This window comes from Pseudomonas putida (genome assembly GCF_026625125.1).
Lineage (GTDB): Bacteria > Pseudomonadota > Gammaproteobacteria > Pseudomonadales > Pseudomonadaceae > Aquipseudomonas > Aquipseudomonas putida_X.
In genome coordinates, this window is the sequence record NZ_CP113097.1 from 5,311,488 (window position 1) to 5,329,612 (window position 18,125).

The following is an 18,125-nucleotide window of genomic DNA, read 5'->3' on the forward strand; positions in this document are numbered from 1 at the left end:
TCCTTACTCAGCACTGCTGCTGAAATCGAGATCTTGGCCTGGCTGAAGGGAGACGATCGCCTTCTTCCAGTCATTGCGCTTGCCCAGACCACGTGCGGTACGCTTGGTTTTACCCAGAACGTTAACAGTCGACACGTTTTCAACTTTTACGTTGAACAGGCCTTCGACAGCTTTCTTGATTTCCAGCTTGGTTGCGTCAGTAGCAACCTTGAATACGAACTGGCCTTTTTTCTCAGCCAGAACGGTAGCCTTCTCGGAAACGTGCGGGCCAAGGAGGACTTTAAATACGCGTTCCTGGTTCATCCCAGCAGCTCCTCGAATTTCTTCACGGCCGAGACAGTGATCAACACTTTCTCGTATGCGATCAGACTGACCGGGTCGGAACCTTGAACGTCACGTACATCGACGTGCGGCAGGTTACGAGCAGCCAGGTACAGGTTCTGATCAACAGCGTCCGAAACGATCAGAACGTCGCTCAGACCCATGCCGTTCAGCTTGTTCAGCAGATCTTTGGTTTTCGGTGCTTCAACAGCGAAGTCCTGAACCACGACCAGACGGTCGCTACGCACCAGCTCAGCGAGGATGGAGCGCAGAGCTGCGCGATACATCTTCTTGTTGAGCTTCTGCGAGTGATCCTGAGGACGAGCTGCGAAGGTTACACCACCGCCACGCCAGATCGGACCACGAGTGGTACCAGCACGAGCACGGCCAGTACCCTTCTGACGCCATGGGCGCTTACCGCCACCAGCCACGTCGGAACGGGTCTTTTGCTGCTTGGTGCCCTGACGGCCGCCGGCCATGTAGGCCACGACTGCTTGGTGTACCAGCGTCTCGTTGAATTCGCCACCGAAAGTCAGTTCGGAAACTTCGATCGCCTGAGCGTCATTTACATTAAGTTGCATGTCAGTTTCCCCTTAACCGCGAGCCTTGACAGCTGGACGTACAACCACGTCGCCGCCAGTAGCGCCAGGAACGGCACCCTTGACCAGCAGCAGGTTGCGCTCAGCGTCTACGCGAACTACTTCCAGGGACTGAACAGTCACGCGCTCGGCGCCCATGTGACCGGACATTTTCTTGCCCTTGAACACACGACCAGGAGTCTGGCACTGGCCGATGGAGCCTGGGACACGGTGCGACACGGAGTTACCGTGGGTGTTGTCCTGGCCACGGAAGTTCCAGCGCTTGATGGTACCGGCAAAGCCTTTACCTTTGGACTGACCAGTAACGTCTACCAGCTGGCCTGCAGTGAAGAGTTCAGCTTTGATCGAGTCGCCAGCCTGGAACTCGCCTTCTTCAAGACGGAACTCCCAGACACCGCGACCAGCGGCAACGTTGGCCTTGGCGAAGTGACCTGCCTGAGCGGCAGTCACACGCGAAGCACGACGCTCGCCGACAGTGACTTGCACTGCACGGTAGCCATCGGTTTCTTCAGTTTTGAACTGGGTGACGCGATTCGGCTCGATCTCAATGACCGTGACCGGAATGGAGACACCTTCTTCGGTGAAAATGCGGGTCATACCGCACTTGCGACCGACTACACCAATAGTCATGTTGTAAACCTCATGAGTGTACGGGGCTTTCACCCGCTATGGCCGCCCATTTCAGAGCGTTACACGACAAGACCGAAGTCTTAGCCGAGGCTGATCTGCACTTCCACACCTGCCGCCAGATCAAGCTTCATCAGCGCGTCAACGGTTTTATCCGTTGGCTGGACGATGTCCAGAACACGCTTATGAGTGCGGATCTCGTACTGGTCACGCGCGTCTTTGTTGACGTGCGGGGAGACCAGAACGGTGAAACGCTCTTTGCGGGTAGGCAGTGGAATTGGACCACGCACTTGTGCACCAGTACGTTTCGCGGTTTCCACGATTTCCTGGGTGGATTGGTCGATCAGGCGATGGTCGAAAGCCTTCAACCTGATTCGGATTTGCTGATTTTGCATTGGATTTCAGACTCCAGGCTGTTCCCAACGGACGCACTACGCCCGCTAAAAGGAGGCGTGATTCTATAGACGCCCCTATTTAGTGTCAACCCAATAAAAAAAACCCCCGCTGAGCGGGGGTTTTTTCAATCGGTCGAGTGATTACTCGATGATTTTGGCCACGACGCCGGCGCCGACGGTACGACCGCCTTCACGGATAGCGAAGCGCAGACCGTCTTCCATTGCGATGGTCTTGATCAGGGTAACAGTCATCTGAATGTTGTCACCTGGCATTACCATTTCAACGCCTTCCGGCAGTTCGCAGTTACCGGTCACGTCAGTGGTACGGAAGTAGAACTGAGGACGGTAGCCTTTGAAGAACGGAGTGTGACGGCCGCCTTCTTCCTTCGACAGAACGTAGACTTCTGCGGTGAACTTGGTGTGCGGCTTGACCGAACCTGGCTTGACCAGAACCTGGCCACGCTCAACGTCGTCACGCTTGGTACCACGCAGCAGAACGCCGCAGTTCTCGCCAGCACGGCCTTCGTCCAGCAGCTTGCGGAACATCTCAACACCGGTGCAGGTGGTGGTGGTGGTGTCACGCAGACCAACGATTTCCAGCGGATCTTGAACGCGGACGATACCACGCTCGATACGGCCGGTAACAACGGTACCACGACCCGAGATCGAGAATACGTCTTCGATCGGCATCAGGAACGGCTGGTCGATCGCACGAACTGGCTCAGGAATGTAGCTGTCCAGAGTCTCTACCAGCTTCTTGACAGCGGTAGTGCCCATTTCGTTGTCGTCTTTGCCTTCCAGCGCCATACGAGCGGAACCGATGATGATCGGAGTGTCGTCGCCTGGGAAGTCGTAGGTGGACAGCAGGTCGCGAACTTCCATCTCGACCAGTTCCAGCAGCTCAGCGTCGTCTACCAGGTCAGCCTTGTTCAGGAAGACCACGATGTACGGAACGCCAACCTGACGGGACAGCAGGATGTGCTCACGGGTTTGTGGCATCGGACCATCGGCGGCCGAGCAAACCAGGATCGCGCCGTCCATCTGGGCAGCACCGGTGATCATGTTCTTCACGTAGTCAGCGTGACCTGGGCAGTCAACGTGAGCGTAGTGACGAATGGTCGAGTTGTACTCAACGTGAGCGGTGTTGATGGTGATACCGCGCGCTTTTTCTTCCGGAGCCGAGTCGATCTTGTCGAACTCAACGATTGCCGAACCGAAAACTTCGGAGCAAACGCGAGTCAGAGCTGCGGTCAGAGTGGTCTTACCGTGGTCAACGTGGCCGATGGTGCCAACGTTAACGTGCGGAAGGGAACGATCAAATTTTTCTTTAGCCACGACAGTGAACCTCTTGCCTAAAGGGGATTAGCCTTGTTTTTTAACGAGTGCTTCGACGATGTTCGACGGAGCTTCGGCGTATTTGGAGAATTCCATGGAGTAGCTTGCGCGACCCTGAGACATGGAACGAACGTCGGTCGCGTAACCGAACATCTCTCCGAGCGGTACCTCAGCAGTGATTACCTTGCCGGACACCGAGTCTTCATTACCCTGGATCATCCCACGACGACGGCTCAGGTCACCCATCACGTCACCCAGGTAATCTTCCGGGGTTACAACTTCGACCTTCATGATCGGCTCAAGCACCACGCCACCGCCCTTCTGGGCCAGTTGCTTGGTCGCCATCGAAGCGGCGATCTTGAACGCCATTTCGTTGGAGTCGACGTCGTGATACGAACCATCGAATACCGTGGCCTTCAGGCCAAGCAGCGGATAACCGGCAACAACGCCGTTTTTCATCTGCTCTTCGATACCCTTCTGGATCGGGGCGATGAATTCCTTAGGAATCACACCACCAACGACTTCGTTGGTGAACACCAGACCTTCGGTGATGTTGCCCTTCTCGTCTACGTCCGGCTCCGAGAAACGGATCCAGCAGTGACCGAACTGACCACGACCACCCGACTGACGAACGAACTTACCTTCGATTTCGACGTTGGACTTGGTGATCTTCTCGCGGTACGAAACCTGCGGCTTGCCGACGTTGCACTCGACGTTGAACTCGCGCTTCATGCGGTCAACGAGGATGTCCAGGTGCAGCTCACCCATACCGGAGATGATGGTCTGGCCGGTTTCTTCGTCGGTTTTGACGCGGAACGACGGGTCTTCCTGGGCCAGCTTGCCCAGTGCGATGCCCATCTTCTCCTGGTCAGCCTTGGTCTTCGGCTCTACGGAGAGCGAAATAACCGGCTCAGGGAAGTCCATACGCTCAAGGATGATCGGCTTGTCGGCGTTGCACAGGGTGTCACCGGTGGTGACGTCCTTCATGCCGATCAGAGCAGCGATGTCGCCTGCACGTACTTCCTTGATTTCTTCCCGCTGGTTGGCGTGCATCTGCACCATACGGCCAACGCGCTCTTTCTTGCCCTTGACCGAGTTGATGACGGAGTCACCGGAGGTCAGGAAGCCCGAGTAGACGCGGACGAAGGTCAGAGTACCAACGAATGGGTCAGTAGCGATCTTGAACGCCAAGGCCGAGAACGGCGCGTTGTCGTCAGCAGGACGCTCGTCGTACTGCTCTGGCTGAACCTCATCCTTCGGCACGTCGATCAGATCAGGGTGGATACCCTTGATCGCAGGAATCTCGGTTGGCGCAGGCAGGTAATCAATGACGGCGTCGAGAACCAGGGGAACGCCCTTGTTCTTGAACGAGGAACCGCAGACAGCAGGAACGATCTCGCTCGCCAGGGTACGGGCGCGCAGACCAGCCTTGATGTCTTCGACGGACAGGTCACCTTCTTCAAGGTACTTGTTCATCAGCTCTTCGTTGGCCTCGGCAGCAGCCTCGACCATGTTGCTGCGCCATTCGTTGGCCAGCTCGACCATATCCGCAGGAATTTCTTCTTCGCGGTAGGTAGTGCCTTTGTCGTCGTCGTTCCAGAAGATGGCTTTCATCTTGATCAGGTCGACCTGACCCTGGAAGTCGTCTTCAGCACCGATAGCCAGCTGTACTGGAACCGGAGTGTGACCCAGGCGGTTCTTGATCTGACCTACGACGCGCAGGAAGTTGGCACCGGCACGGTCCATCTTGTTCACGTAGACAACACGTGGAACGCCGTACTTGTTGGCCTGACGCCATACGGTCTCGGACTGCGGCTCAACGCCGGAGGTACCGCAGAACACAACGACCGCGCCGTCGAGTACACGCAGCGAACGCTCTACTTCAATGGTGAAGTCAACGTGGCCAGGGGTATCGATGACGTTTACGCGGTAGTTGTCGTACTGACCACGGGAACCTTTCCAGAAGGTGGTAACGGCAGCGGAGGTAATGGTGATACCGCGCTCCTGCTCCTGCACCATCCAGTCGGTGGTCGCGGCGCCATCATGCACCTCGCCCATCTTGTGGCTCAGACCTGTGTAGAACAGGATCCGCTCGGTAGTGGTGGTCTTACCCGCGTCAACGTGGGCACAGATACCAATGTTACGGTAGCGGTTAATTGCTGTAGTACGAGCCATAAAGCCCTCGCAAAATGATTGATGCTTGAATTAGAAGCGGTAGTGCGAGAACGCTTTGTTGGCTTCAGCCATACGGTGCACGTCTTCACGCTTCTTGACTGCAGCACCCTTGCCTTCGGCAGCATCCAGCAGCTCGCCAGCCAGGCGCAGAGCCATCGACTTCTCGCCGCGCTTGCGGGCGTAGTCTACGAGCCAGCGCATTGCCAGAGCGTTACGACGGGATGGACGAACTTCAACCGGGACCTGGTAAGTGGCACCGCCGACACGACGGGACTTTACTTCGACCAGCGGAGCGATGGCGTCGAGAGCTTTCTCGAAGATTTCCAGGGGGTCGCTGTTCTTGCGTGCTTTGACGGTATCCAGGGCACCGTAAACGATGCGCTCGGCTACGGCCTTCTTGCCGCTTTCCATCACGTGGTTCATGAACTTGGCGAGAATCTGGGATCCGTACTTCGGATCGTCAAGGATCTCACGTTTTGCTGCTACACGACGTCTTGGCATGATAAGCCCTCAAACGGTCTTCAGGTTAGCCCGGGACGTGGGTCTTCGACCCCTGCCCGACCTTACTCTTATCGACTCAAAAAAATGGATGTCTGCAAACGGCCGATTACTTCGGACGCTTGGTACCGTACTTCGAACGACCCTGGTTACGGCCTTTGACGCCCGAAGTATCCAGAGAGCCGCGAACGGTGTGGTAACGAACACCTGGCAAGTCTTTTACACGGCCGCCACGGATCAGGACGACGCTGTGCTCTTGCAGGTTGTGGCCTTCACCGCCGATGTACGAGGAAACCTCGAAACCGTTGGTCAGACGCACACGGCATACTTTACGCAGTGCCGAGTTAGGTTTTTTCGGCGTAGTGGTGTACACACGGGTGCACACGCCACGACGTTGCGGGCAGTTCTGCAGCGCAGGAACGTCGGACTTTTCGACCGAACGCTTACGCGGCTGACGTACCAGCTGGTTGATAGTTGCCATCTACTAGCTCCACTGATTGTCTTGCGACTCTATTGTCTTGCAAGAAAGCCAAAAATTGGCGAGACGGAGCCTCACCAAATTTAAGGGTACAAAAGTCTAAAGAGGATCTTGCACCCAGTCAAGACAAGGCCCCGGCCCTCCCCGCCCGATCATCGGCAACATTTCATGTCGCCGATGACCGTGAGGAGCTTGCCGGGGCCCTGCCCTGTACTTAGTTACCGCTGGAGTTCAGCGCTTCGGTCAGTGCGGCTTCCACCTCACTGGCACTTACGCGCAGCGGTTTGTCGGCATCACGGCGACGCTTACGCTCGCTGTGGTAGGCCAGACCGGTACCGGCCGGGATCAGACGACCCACGACCACGTTCTCTTTCAGGCCGCGCAGGTAATCGCGCTTGCCGGTTACGGCCGCTTCGGTCAGCACGCGGGTGGTTTCCTGGAAGGAAGCCGCGGAGATGAACGACTCGGTCGACAGCGAGGCCTTGGTGATACCCAGCAGTACACGGGTGAACTTCGATACGAACTTGTCATCGGCGGCGAGACGCTCGTTCTCGACCAGCACCTGAGTCAGTTCCATCTGGTCGCCCTTGATGAAGCTGGAATCGCCCGACTCGGAGATCTCGACCTTACGCAGCATCTGACGCAGGATGGTCTCGATGTGCTTGTCGTTGATCTTAACGCCTTGCAGACGGTAAACGTCCTGGATCTCGTTGACGATGTATTTCGCCAGCGCGCTCACACCCAGCAGACGCAGGATGTCGTGCGGATCGCTCGGGCCGTCGGAGATGACTTCGCCGCGGTTTACCTGTTCGCCTTCGAAGACGTTCAGGTGGCGCCACTTCGGAATCAGCTCTTCATACGGATCGCTACCGTCGGTCGGGGTAATGACCAGACGACGCTTGCCTTTGGTCTCCTTGCCGAATGCGATGGTGCCGCTGACTTCAGCCAGAATCGAGGCTTCTTTCGGACGACGCGCTTCGAACAGGTCGGCAACACGTGGCAGACCACCGGTGATGTCACGGGTCTTCGACGTTTCTTGCGGGATACGCGCGATAACGTCACCAACACCGATCTGTGCACCGTCAGCAACACCTACCAAGGCGTTCGCTGGCAGGAAGTACTGTGCAGGTACGTCGGTACCTGGCAGGTACAGATCCTTGCCGTTGGCATCGACCATCTTGATTGCCGGACGGATTTCCTTGCCTGAGGCAGGGCGATCCTTGACGTCCAGTACTTCGATGTTGGTCAGGCCGGTCAGCTCGTCGGTCTGGCGCTTGATGGTGATGTTTTCTTCCATGCCCACGAAGGTCACGGTACCTTTGAGCTCGGTAACGATCGGGTGGGTGTGCGGGTCCCACTTGGCGACGATGGCGCCAGCTTCGACCTTGTCACCTTCCTTGACCGAAATAACCGCACCGTAAGGCAGCTTGTAACGCTCGCGCTCACGACCGAATTCATCGGCAATGGCCAGCTCACCGGAACGCGATACGGCAACCAGGTTGCCATCGGCGCGCTCGACCTGCTTCAGGTTGTGCAGACGGACCATACCGCCGTTCTTCACCTGGACGCTGTCGGCAGCCGAAGTACGGCTTGCAGCACCACCGATGTGGAACGTACGCATGGTCAGCTGGGTACCCGGCTCACCGATCGACTGTGCAGCGATAACGCCGACAGCTTCACCGATGTTCACCTGATGACCGCGGGCCAGATCACGACCGTAGCACTTGGCGCAGATACCGTAGCGGGTTTCGCAGTTGATCGGCGAACGCACGACAACTTCGTCGATGCTGTTCAGCTCGATGAACTCGACCCACTGCTCGTCGACCAGGGTACCGGCAGGAACGATGACGTCCTCGGTGCCTGGCTTGAACACGTCGCGGGCGATGACACGGCCCAGTACACGCTCACCCAACGGCTCTACAACGTCACCGCCTTCAATGTGCGGAGTCATCAGCAGGCCTTGGTCGGTACCGCAATCGATCTCGGTTACAACCAGGTCTTGCGCAACGTCCACCAGACGACGGGTCAGGTAACCGGAGTTCGCAGTCTTCAACGCGGTATCCGCCAGACCTTTACGAGCACCGTGCGTCGAGATGAAGTACTGCAGTACGCTCAGACCTTCACGGAAGTTCGCGGTGATCGGCGTCTCGATGATCGAGCCGTCCGGCTTGGCCATCAGACCACGCATACCGGCCAACTGACGGATCTGTGCTGCGGAACCCCGCGCACCCGAGTCAGCCATCATGTACATCGAGTTGAAGGACTCTTGCTCGACTTCTTTGCCCTCGCGGTCGATGACCTTCTCTTTCGAGAGGTTGGCCATCATCGCCTTGGACACTTCGTCGTTCGCCTTGGACCACAAGTCGATGACCTTGTTGTACTTCTCGCCCTGGGTTACCAGGCCGGAAGCGTACTGGCTCTCGATTTCCTTCACTTCATCAGTGGCGCTGCCAATGATGCGTGCTTTTTCATCAGGGATGACGAAGTCATTCACACCGATGGAAACGCCGGAAATGGTCGAGTAGGCGAAACCGGTGTACATCAACTGGTCGGCGAAGATCACGGTCTCTTTCAGACCAACCACGCGGTAGCACTGGTTGATCAGCTTGGAGATCGCCTTTTTCTTCATCGGCTGGTTGACCACATCGTACGGCAGGCCTGCCGGTACAACCTGGAACAGCAGAGCACGGCCGACAGTGGTGTCGACGATGCGGGTGTTCTTGGTGATGCTGCCATCACGGTCTTTCACGGTCTCGTTGATACGGACCTTGATCTTCGCGTGCAGAGCGGCTTCGCCGGCGCGGAATACGCGGTCGACTTCCTGCAGGTCGGCGAATACGCGACCCTCGCCCTTGGCATTGATGGCTTCACGGGTCATGTAGTACAGACCCAGTACAACGTCCTGCGACGGAACGATGATTGGCTCACCGTTGGCTGGCGACAGAATGTTGTTGGTCGACATCATCAGCGCGCGCGCTTCAAGCTGTGCTTCCAGCGTCAGAGGCACGTGAACGGCCATCTGGTCACCGTCGAAGTCGGCGTTGTACGCAGCACAGACCAGCGGGTGCAGCTGAATGGCCTTGCCTTCGATGAGCACAGGCTCGAACGCCTGGATACCCAGACGGTGAAGGGTCGGTGCACGGTTCAGCAGTACGGGGTGTTCGCGAATCACTTCAGCGAGAACGTCCCATACCTCTGGCAGCTCGCGCTCGACCATCTTCTTGGCAGCCTTGATGGTGGTCGCCAGACCACGCATTTCCAGCTTGCCGAAAATGAACGGCTTAAACAGCTCCAGGGCCATCTTCTTCGGCAGACCGCACTGATGCAGACGCAGGGTCGGGCCTACGGTAATTACCGAACGGCCGGAGTAGTCCACACGCTTGCCGAGCAAGTTCTGACGGAAGCGACCTTGCTTACCTTTGATCATGTCGGCCAGGGACTTCAGCGGACGCTTGTTCGAGCCAGTGATGGCGCGACCGCGACGGCCGTTGTCCAGCAGGGCGTCTACCGCTTCCTGCAGCATGCGCTTTTCGTTGCGCACGATGATGTCCGGCGCCGACAGATCGAGCAGGCGCTTGAGACGGTTGTTACGGTTGATCACCCGACGATACAGGTCGTTCAGGTCGGAGGTCGCGAAGCGGCCGCCATCCAGCGGAACCAATGGGCGCAGGTCCGGCGGCAGTACCGGCAGAACGGTCAGAACCATCCACTCAGGCAGGTTGCCCGAGCCCTGGAAGGCTTCCATCAGCTTCAAGCGCTTGGACAGCTTCTTGATCTTGGTTTCCGAGTTGGTCTGCGGAATCTCTTCGCGCAGGCGACCGATCTCGTGCTCCAGGTCGATAGCGTGCAGCAGCTCGCGGACAGCCTCGGCACCCATGCGGGCGTCGAAATCGTCACCGAACTCTTCCAGCGCTTCGAAGTACTGCTCGTCATTCAGCAGCTGGCCCTTCTCGAGGGTAGTCATGCCTGGGTCGATTACGACGTAGCTCTCAAAATAGAGCACGCGCTCGATGTCACGCAGGGTCATGTCCATCAGCAGGCCGATACGGGACGGCAGCGACTTCAGGAACCAGATGTGGGCGACCGGCGAGGCCAGCTCGATGTGCGCCATGCGCTCACGACGAACCTTGGCAAGGGCAACTTCAACGCCGCACTTCTCGCAGATCACACCGCGGTGCTTGAGGCGCTTGTACTTGCCGCACAGGCACTCGTAGTCCTTCACCGGGCCAAAGATCTTGGCGCAGAAAAGGCCGTCACGCTCAGGCTTGAACGTACGGTAGTTGATGGTTTCCGGCTTCTTAACTTCACCGAACGACCACGAACGGATCATTTCAGGCGACGCCAGACCGATGCGGATGGCGTCGAACTCTTCGACTTGACCCTGGTTTTTCAGCAAATTCAGTAGGTCTTTCAAGGCCTTTCCTCCTGGCGGAGCAGGAAGCGGGCTGTACCAGCCCCGCTCCCCTTCGCGTCACGTGTTATTCGGTTTCCAGATCGATATCGATACCGAGCGAACGGATCTCTTTGATCAACACGTTGAAGGACTCGGGCATGCCCGGCTCCATACGGTGATCGCCATCCACGATGTTCTTGTACATCTTGGTACGGCCGTTCACGTCGTCCGACTTCACTGTGAGCATTTCTTGCAGGGTGTATGCCGCGCCGTATGCTTCCAGCGCCCACACTTCCATCTCCCCGAAACGCTGACCACCGAACTGCGCCTTACCACCCAGCGGCTGCTGGGTAACCAGGCTGTAGGAACCAGTGGAACGCGCGTGCATCTTGTCGTCCACCAAGTGGTTCAGCTTGAGCATGTACATGTAACCCACGGTCACAGGACGCTCGAACTTGTTGCCGGTACGGCCGTCGAACAGCACCATCTGGCCGCTCTCTGGCAGGTCAGCCAGCTTCAGCATGGCCTTGATCTCGCGCTCCTTGGCACCGTCGAAGACCGGAGTAGCCATAGGCACGCCTTTCTTCAGGTTGTGCGCCAGGGCGAGGATCTCTTCGTCGGTGAACTCTTCCAGGTTCTCCTGACGACCACCGATCTCGTTGTAGATCTCGGTGAGGAAGCCACGCAGCTCAGCGGCTTTGCGCTGTTCTTCGATCATGCGGTCGATCTTCTCGCCCAGACCTTTGGCCGCGAGGCCCAGGTGGGTTTCAAGGATCTGACCGACGTTCATACGCGAAGGTACGCCCAGCGGGTTCAGTACGACGTCGACCGGAGTACCGTTGGCGTCGTGCGGCATGTCTTCTACCGGCATGATGACCGAGACCACACCTTTGTTACCGTGACGACCGGCCATCTTGTCACCCGGCTGGATGCGACGGCGGATGGCCAGGTAAACCTTGACGATCTTCAGTACGCCCGGCGCCAGGTCATCGCCCTGCTGCAGCTTGCGCTTCTTGTCTTCGAACTTGTCGTCCAGCAGACGACGGCGATCGACGATGTACTGCTGAGCCTTTTCCAGCTGCTCGTTCAGTGCATCTTCAGCCATGCGCAGTTTGAACCACTGGCCGTGCTCCAGACCGTCCAGCACTTCGTCAGTGATCACGGTGCCTTTCTTCAGGCCCGCACCACCGTCGACCACTTGGCCGTTAAGGGCAGAACGCAAACGCTCGAAGGTTGCACCCTCGACGATACGGAACTCTTCGTTGAGGTCCTTGCGAATCTCGTCCAGCTGCATCTTCTCGATGGCCAGTGCGCGGCTGTCGCGCTCCACGCCATCACGGGTGAAGACCTGAACGTCGATGACGGTACCCTTGGTGCCGGTCGGCACGCGCAGGGAGGTGTCCTTAACGTCGCTGGCCTTCTCACCGAAGATCGCACGCAGCAGTTTCTCTTCCGGCGTCAGCTGGGTTTCGCCTTTTGGCGTGACCTTGCCGACCAGGATGTCGCCAGCGCCGACTTCAGCACCCACGTAGACGATACCGGCTTCGTCCAGCTTGTTCAGTGCAGCTTCACCCACGTTCGGGATATCCGCAGTGATTTCCTCTGGGCCAAGCTTGGTGTCACGCGCCACACAGGTCAGTTCCTGAATGTGGATCGTGGTGAAGCGGTCTTCCTGAACCACACGCTCGGACAGGCAGATGGAGTCTTCGAAGTTGAAGCCGTTCCACGCCATGAACGCGATGCGCATGTTCTGACCCAGCGCCAGTTCACCCATGTCGGTGGACGGGCCGTCGGCCATGATGTCGCCACGCGCAACCTTGTCACCTTTGCTAACCAGCGGACGCTGGTTGATGCAGGTGTTCTGGTTGGAGCGGGTGTACTTGGTCAGGTTGTAGATATCTACACCTGCTTCACCGGTTTCGACTTCGTCGTCGGCTACGCGAACGACGATACGGCTGGCGTCGACGGAGTCGATCACGCCACCGCGGCGAGCAACCACGCAGACACCGGAGTCACGGGCAACGTTGCGCTCCATGCCGGTACCGACCAGCGGCTTGTCGGCACGCAGGGTTGGTACAGCCTGGCGCTGCATGTTCGAACCCATGAGTGCACGGTTGGCGTCGTCGTGCTCGAGGAACGGAATCAGCGAGGCAGCAACGGAAACAACCTGCTTCGGCGATACGTCCATCAGGGTGACGTCTTCCGGCGCCTTGACGGTGAATTCGTTCAGGTGACGAACAGCAACCAGTTCGTCGATCAGTTGCTTCTTGTCGTTCATCGCGGCCGAAGCCTGGGCGATGACGTGATCTGCTTCTTCGATCGCCGACAGGAACACGATGTCGTCGCTGACAACGCCTTCCTTCACCACGCGGTACGGGCTTTCCAGGAAGCCGTACTGGTTGGTGCGGGCATAGGCCGCCAGGGAGTTGATCAGACCGATGTTCGGACCTTCAGGGGTCTCGATCGGGCACACACGGCCGTAGTGGGTCGGGTGTACGTCACGGACTTCAAAGCCTGCGCGTTCACGGGTCAGACCGCCCGGGCCGAGTGCGGAAACACGGCGCTTGTGGGTGATCTCGGAGAGCGGGTTGTTCTGGTCCATGAACTGCGAGAGCTGGCTCGAACCGAAGAACTCCTTCACCGCCGCCGCAACCGGCTTGGCGTTGATCAGGTCTTGCGGCATCAGGCCTTCGCTTTCAGCCATCGACAGACGTTCCTTGACCGCGCGCTCGACGCGCACCAGGCCAACACGGAACTGGTTCTCGGCCATCTCGCCGACGCAACGTACGCGACGGTTACCGAGGTGGTCGATGTCGTCGACGATGCCTTTACCGTTACGGATATCGACCAGGGTCTTGAGAACCTCGACGATGTCTTCCTTGCTCAGCACGCCCGAACCTTCGATCTCGGTACGACCGATACGACGGTTGAACTTCATGCGGCCCACGGCCGACAGGTCGTAACGCTCGGCGCTGAAGAACAGGTTGTTGAACAGGGTTTCGGCAGCGTCCTTGGTTGGCGGCTCGCCCGGGCGCATCATGCGATAGATCTCGACCAGCGCTTCCAGTTGGTTGCTGGTAGTGTCGATCTTCAAGGTGTCCGAGATGAACGGACCGCAGTCGATGTCGTTGGTGTACAGCGTTTCGATGCGTACGACCTGAGCCTTGGCGATCTTGATCAGCAGCTCGGCGGTCAGCTCGGTGTTGCACTCGGCGATGATCTCGCCGGTAGCCGGATGCACGATAGCCTTGGCGGTGGTGCGACCCAGGACGTATTCCATCGGAACGTCCAGCTGGTTCACGCCGGCCTTCTCGAGCTGGTTGACATGGCGCGCGGTAATGCGGCGGCCCTGCTCAACGATGACCTTGCCGGTTTCGTCATGGATATCCATGACCGCAACTTCACCACGCAGACGCTGAGGCACCAGTTCCAGGCTGAGTTTTTCGCCGGAAATATGGAACACGTTGGTGGTGTAGAAGGTGTTCAGAACCTCTTCGGTGCTGTAACCCAGGGCGCGCAGCAGTACCGAGGCCGGAAGTTTGCGGCGACGGTCGATACGGACGAACACGCAGTCTTTCGGATCGAACTCGAAGTCCAACCAGGAGCCGCGGTACGGAATGATGCGAGCGGAGTACAGCAGCTTGCCGGAGCTGTGCGTCTTGCCACGGTCGTGGTCGAAGAACACACCAGGCGAACGGTGCAGCTGGGAAACGATCACACGCTCGGTACCGTTGATAACGAAGGTACCGTTCTCAGTCATCAGGGGGATTTCACCCATGTAGACTTCTTGCTCTTTGATGTCCTTGATCGCTTTGTTCGACGATTCCTTGTCGAAGATGATCAGGCGCACCTTGACCCGCAGTGGGACCGCGAAGGTCACGCCACGCAGGACACATTCCTTCACATCGAAGGCGGGTTCGCCCAGGCGATAGCCTACGTACTCCAGGGCAGCATTGCCGGAGTAGCTGATGATCGGAAATACCGATTTGAAGGCCGCGTGCAGGCCGACGTCGCGGAACTGATCCTTGGATGCTCCCGCTTGCAGGAATTCGCGATACGAATCCAGCTGGATGGCCAGGAGGTAAGGCACATCCATGACGTCCGGCAACTTGCTAAAGTCCTTGCGGATACGTTTTTTCTCAGTGTATGAGTAAGCCATCAGCGTTCCCCAGCTTGGTCACCTGCTTGTTTGGCTTCTCCCGGCGGGAGCAGCCAGAAAATCGTGCAAACCCCTTGGTTTGCGCCACCCACATGGGTGTCTTGCAGCTTGTTATCGGGGCCGACGTGATCGGCCACCAATAACGGAAAAAGGCCGGTGGCATAAGCCACCAGCCATCAGCCTTTGCTCAACGCTCCGGCTGGAGTCGCAAGGTCGAGATTACTTCAGCTCGACTTTAGCGCCTGCTTCTTCCAGCTTCTTCTTAGCGTCTTCAGCGGCTTCTTTCGAAACGCCTTCAGCTACGACCTGAGGAGCGCCGTCGACTTTCTCTTTGGCTTCTTTCAGGCCCAGACCGGTCAGTTCGCGAACGGCTTTGATCACGTTCACTTTCTTGTCGCCGGCTTCAACCAGAACAACGTTGAACTCGGTCTGCTCTTCAACAACGGCAGCAGCAGCAGCTGGGCCAGCAGCGGCAACAGCAGCGGTAACGCCGAAGGTTTCTTCCATAGCTTTGATCAGCTCAACAACTTCCAGAACGGTTTTCTGGCCGATTGCTTCGATGATTTGCTCGTTAGTCAGGGACATGACTTAAATCCTGTATTGGGGTGACAGCCTACGCAGCCATCAAATTAAACATATGATTTTGAAAGAGGTTACGCGGCCTTAGGCAGCAGCAGCTTCTTTCTGGTCGCGAACGGCCGCCAGAGTACGAGCCAGCTTGCTGGTAGCGCCTTGAATGACGCTCATCAGACGTGCGATAGCTTCGTCACGGGTCGGCAAGGTAGCCAGTACATCGATCTGGTTGGCGGCAATGAAATTGCCGTCAAACGCAGCTGCCTTGATCTCGAACTTGTCCTGACCCTTGGCGAACTCTTTGAACAGACGAGCAGCAGCGCCCGGGTGTTCGTTGGAGAATGCAATCAGGGTCGGGCCTTTGAACGCGTCGTTGAGGATCGAATACTCGGTACCTTCAACTGCGCGCTTGAGCAGGGTGTTACGTACGACACGTACGTATACGCCAGCTTCGCGGGCCTCTTTACGGAGTCCGGTCATTGCGCTTACAGTCACACCACGGGCATCGGCCACGACAGCGGACAGAGCGACTTTGGCAGCCTCGTTGACTTCAGCGACGATGGCTTTCTTGTCTTCGAGTTTAATTGCCACGGGTTTACTCCTGGTTTTTACCGTTTCATCTGGCCGAAGCCGGATGTCGTTTTGGTGTCTGATTCGGTAACGAATCGGGAGCACCATCTGCGTAGGCTTGAGGTTTAAGGCTTGCGCCGCCTACGGTCTTGGATAGCCCCCGCCAGGCAGGGACCCCAATTTTGCTGATGGCGCGACGAATCGCGCCATCATTGCCTTACGCGTTCAGCGAGCTCTGATCGATGACCAGACCTGGGCCCATAGTGGTGCTCAGGGTAACGCGCTTGACGTAAATACCTTTCGAAGAAGCTGGCTTGATACGCTTCAGATCAGCGATCAGGGCTTCAACGTTTTCCTTCAGCTTGCCAGCTTCGAAACCGACCTTGCCAACGGAGGTGTGGATAATACCGTTTTTGTCGGTGCGATAGCGAACCTGACCGGCCTTGGCGTTTTTCACAGCCGTGGCAACATCAGGAGTCACAGTACCGACTTTCGGGTTAGGCATCAGGCCGCGAGGACCCAGAACCTGACCCAACTGACCCACAACGCGCATGGCATCTGGCGATGCGATGACGACGTCATAGTTCAGGTCGCCGCCCTTCATTTCGGCAGCCAGATCATCCATACCTACACGGTCAGCGCCGGCAGCCAGAGCGGCCTCAGCAGCTGGACCCTGGGTGAAGACGGCAACGCGCACGGTCTTGCCAGTGCCGTGTGGCAGCACGGTAGCGCTACGAACGACCTGGTCGGATTTACGCGGGTCAACACCGAGGTTAACAGCAACGTCGAAAGATTCGCTGAACTTCACGGTGGACAGTTCGGCCAGCAGCGCAGCTGCGTCTTCGAAGTTGTAAACTTTGCCAGCTTCGACTTTCGAAGCAATAGCCTTTTGGCGCTTGGTCAGCTTAGCCATTACACACCCTCCACGTTCAGGCCCATGCTGCGGGCAGAGCCAGCGATGGTGCGTACAGCAGCGTCCAGGTCAGCAGCGGTCAGATCAGCCTGTTTAGCTTTGGCGATATCTTCCAGCTGAGCACGGGTCACGGTACCGACTTTGACGGTGTTCGGGCGAGCCGAACCACTGGTCAGGCCAGCAGCTTTCTTCAGCAGAACCGAGGCAGGGGTGCTCTTGGTCTCGAAAGTGAAGCTACGGTCACTGTAAACAGTGATGATCACAGGCGTCGGCAGGCCGGCTTCTTGACCCTGAGTACGGGCGTTGAAGGCCTTGCAGAATTCCATGATGTTCACACCGTGTTGGCCCAGTGCTGGACCAACGGGTGGGCTTGGGTTGGCCTGGCCGGCCTTAACTTGCAGCTTGATGTAAGCCTGAATCTTCTTAGCCATGAGCTACTCCAATATCGGGTACGAACGCCAGATGGCTCCCCGGATGACTTGCGTTTTATCCCAGTGACGACAAAACCCCGCAGCACACAGGGCTGCGGGGTATGGGATGCTTCGTCCGCCTAGACCTTTTCGACCTGGCTGAACTCTAGCTCTACCGGAGTAGAGCGACCAAAAATGAGCACCGCCACCTGGAGGCGACTCTTTTCGTAGTTAACCTCTTCGACGTTACCATTGAAGTCAGCGAACGGACCATCAATGACTCGAACCACTTCACCGGGCTCGAACAACGTCTTCGGCTTCGGCTTGTCACTACCGTCGGCTACGCGACGCAGGATAGCTTCAGCTTCTTTATCAGTGATCGGTGCAGGCTTATCAGCAGTACCACCAATGAAGCCCATCACACGAGGGGTATCTTTGACCAAGTGCCAAGTCCCTTCGTTCATCTCCATCTGGACCAGAACATAGCCAGGGAAGAATTTACGCTCACTTTTGCGCTTCTGGCCGTTGCGCATTTCGACGACTTCTTCGGTCGGGACCAGGATCTCGCCGAAACCGTCTTCCATGCCTGCCAGCTTGACGCGCTCTATCAGGGAGCGCATAACATGCTTCTCGTAACCCGAGTAAGCATGCACAACATACCAACGCTTAGCCACGGGAC

Annotated in this window: 15 protein-coding genes; all 15 read right to left on the reverse strand. The window is 57.6% G+C overall.

Features of this window, described 5'->3' with window-relative positions:
* Window positions 1-3: 3 nt before the first annotated feature.
* On the reverse strand, window positions 4-303 hold the full coding sequence (gene rplW / locus OSW16_RS24505; protein WP_003255484.1) for a 50S ribosomal protein L23: 300 nt from the start codon (window positions 301-303) through the stop codon (window positions 4-6).
* Window positions 300-902 (reverse strand): 50S ribosomal protein L4, encoded by a 603-nt coding sequence (gene rplD, locus OSW16_RS24510; protein WP_003255485.1) that lies wholly within the window; start codon window positions 900-902, stop codon window positions 300-302. Before rplD ends, rplW begins: the two co-directional genes overlap by 4 nt.
* Window positions 903-914: 12 nt before the next feature.
* Window positions 915-1,550 carry a 50S ribosomal protein L3 gene (gene rplC / locus OSW16_RS24515; protein ID WP_012316519.1) on the reverse strand — a complete coding sequence of 212 codons (636 nt, stop codon included), beginning with the start codon at window positions 1,548-1,550 and terminating at the stop codon, window positions 915-917.
* An 80-nt stretch (window positions 1,551-1,630) separates the two neighbouring features.
* A complete protein-coding gene (gene rpsJ / locus OSW16_RS24520; protein WP_003186070.1) occupies window positions 1,631-1,942 on the reverse strand; it encodes a 30S ribosomal protein S10 in 312 nt (103 codons plus the stop codon).
* Between the two features lie 141 nt (window positions 1,943-2,083).
* Window positions 2,084-3,277 (reverse strand): elongation factor Tu, encoded by a 1,194-nt coding sequence (gene tuf / locus OSW16_RS24525; RefSeq protein WP_003255489.1) that lies wholly within the window; start codon window positions 3,275-3,277, stop codon window positions 2,084-2,086.
* 27 nt (window positions 3,278-3,304) lie between these two features.
* Window positions 3,305-5,452 (reverse strand): elongation factor G, encoded by a 2,148-nt coding sequence (fusA, locus tag OSW16_RS24530; RefSeq protein WP_267819157.1) that lies wholly within the window; start codon window positions 5,450-5,452, stop codon window positions 3,305-3,307.
* Window positions 5,453-5,482: 30 nt separating this feature from the next.
* Window positions 5,483-5,953, reverse strand: coding sequence for a 30S ribosomal protein S7 (gene rpsG / locus OSW16_RS24535; protein WP_003246741.1), 471 nt, complete (start codon window positions 5,951-5,953; stop codon window positions 5,483-5,485).
* A gap of 106 nt (window positions 5,954-6,059) precedes the next feature.
* Window positions 6,060-6,431: a 30S ribosomal protein S12 gene (gene rpsL / locus OSW16_RS24540; protein ID WP_003255492.1), complete on the reverse strand. Its 372-nt coding sequence runs from the start codon at window positions 6,429-6,431 to the stop codon at window positions 6,060-6,062.
* Window positions 6,432-6,642: 211 nt separating this feature from the next.
* Entirely contained in the window at window positions 6,643-10,842 is a 4,200-nt protein-coding gene (rpoC, locus tag OSW16_RS24545) for a DNA-directed RNA polymerase subunit beta' (protein WP_241806277.1), read from the reverse strand.
* A gap of 64 nt (window positions 10,843-10,906) precedes the next feature.
* Window positions 10,907-14,980: a DNA-directed RNA polymerase subunit beta gene (rpoB, locus tag OSW16_RS24550; protein WP_039601743.1), complete on the reverse strand. Its 4,074-nt coding sequence runs from the start codon at window positions 14,978-14,980 to the stop codon at window positions 10,907-10,909.
* 219 nt (window positions 14,981-15,199) lie between these two features.
* On the reverse strand, window positions 15,200-15,565 hold the full coding sequence (gene rplL, locus OSW16_RS24555) for a 50S ribosomal protein L7/L12 (RefSeq protein ID WP_003255496.1): 366 nt from the start codon (window positions 15,563-15,565) through the stop codon (window positions 15,200-15,202).
* A 78-nt stretch (window positions 15,566-15,643) separates the two neighbouring features.
* Window positions 15,644-16,144 (reverse strand): 50S ribosomal protein L10, encoded by a 501-nt coding sequence (gene rplJ / locus OSW16_RS24560; RefSeq protein ID WP_012316523.1) that lies wholly within the window; start codon window positions 16,142-16,144, stop codon window positions 15,644-15,646.
* A gap of 196 nt (window positions 16,145-16,340) precedes the next feature.
* A complete protein-coding gene (gene rplA / locus OSW16_RS24565; protein WP_012316524.1) occupies window positions 16,341-17,036 on the reverse strand; it encodes a 50S ribosomal protein L1 in 696 nt (231 codons plus the stop codon).
* Window positions 17,036-17,467 carry a 50S ribosomal protein L11 gene (gene rplK, locus OSW16_RS24570; RefSeq protein WP_003255500.1) on the reverse strand — a complete coding sequence of 144 codons (432 nt, stop codon included), beginning with the start codon at window positions 17,465-17,467 and terminating at the stop codon, window positions 17,036-17,038. Before rplK ends, rplA begins: the two co-directional genes overlap by 1 nt.
* A gap of 119 nt (window positions 17,468-17,586) precedes the next feature.
* Complete coding sequence (nusG, locus tag OSW16_RS24575; RefSeq protein ID WP_012316525.1) at window positions 17,587-18,120, reverse strand: transcription termination/antitermination protein NusG; 534 nt, start codon at window positions 18,118-18,120, stop codon at window positions 17,587-17,589.
* Window positions 18,121-18,125: the final 5 nt, after the last annotated feature.

What these genes read in the sequence shown, in the direction of transcription:
- rplW (WP_003255484.1), bottom strand. Translation starts at nt 303, where the DNA reads ATGAACCAGGAACGCGTATTTAAAGTCCTCCTTGGCCCGCACGTTTCC.
- rplD (WP_003255485.1), bottom strand. Translation starts at nt 902, where the DNA reads ATGCAACTTAATGTAAATGACGCTCAGGCGATCGAAGTTTCCGAACTG.
- rplC (WP_012316519.1), bottom strand. Translation starts at nt 1,550, where the DNA reads ATGACTATTGGTGTAGTCGGTCGCAAGTGCGGTATGACCCGCATTTTC.
- rpsJ (WP_003186070.1), bottom strand. Translation starts at nt 1,942, where the DNA reads ATGCAAAATCAGCAAATCCGAATCAGGTTGAAGGCTTTCGACCATCGC.
- fusA (WP_267819157.1), bottom strand. Translation starts at nt 5,452, where the DNA reads ATGGCTCGTACTACAGCAATTAACCGCTACCGTAACATTGGTATCTGT.
- rpsG (WP_003246741.1), bottom strand. Translation starts at nt 5,953, where the DNA reads ATGCCAAGACGTCGTGTAGCAGCAAAACGTGAGATCCTTGACGATCCG.
- rpsL (WP_003255492.1), bottom strand. Translation starts at nt 6,431, where the DNA reads ATGGCAACTATCAACCAGCTGGTACGTCAGCCGCGTAAGCGTTCGGTC.
- rpoB (WP_039601743.1), bottom strand. Translation starts at nt 14,980, where the DNA reads ATGGCTTACTCATACACTGAGAAAAAACGTATCCGCAAGGACTTTAGC.
- rplL (WP_003255496.1), bottom strand. Translation starts at nt 15,565, where the DNA reads ATGTCCCTGACTAACGAGCAAATCATCGAAGCAATCGGCCAGAAAACC.
- rplA (WP_012316524.1), bottom strand. Translation starts at nt 17,036, where the DNA reads ATGGCTAAGCTGACCAAGCGCCAAAAGGCTATTGCTTCGAAAGTCGAA.
- rplK (WP_003255500.1), bottom strand. Translation starts at nt 17,467, where the DNA reads ATGGCTAAGAAGATTCAGGCTTACATCAAGCTGCAAGTTAAGGCCGGC.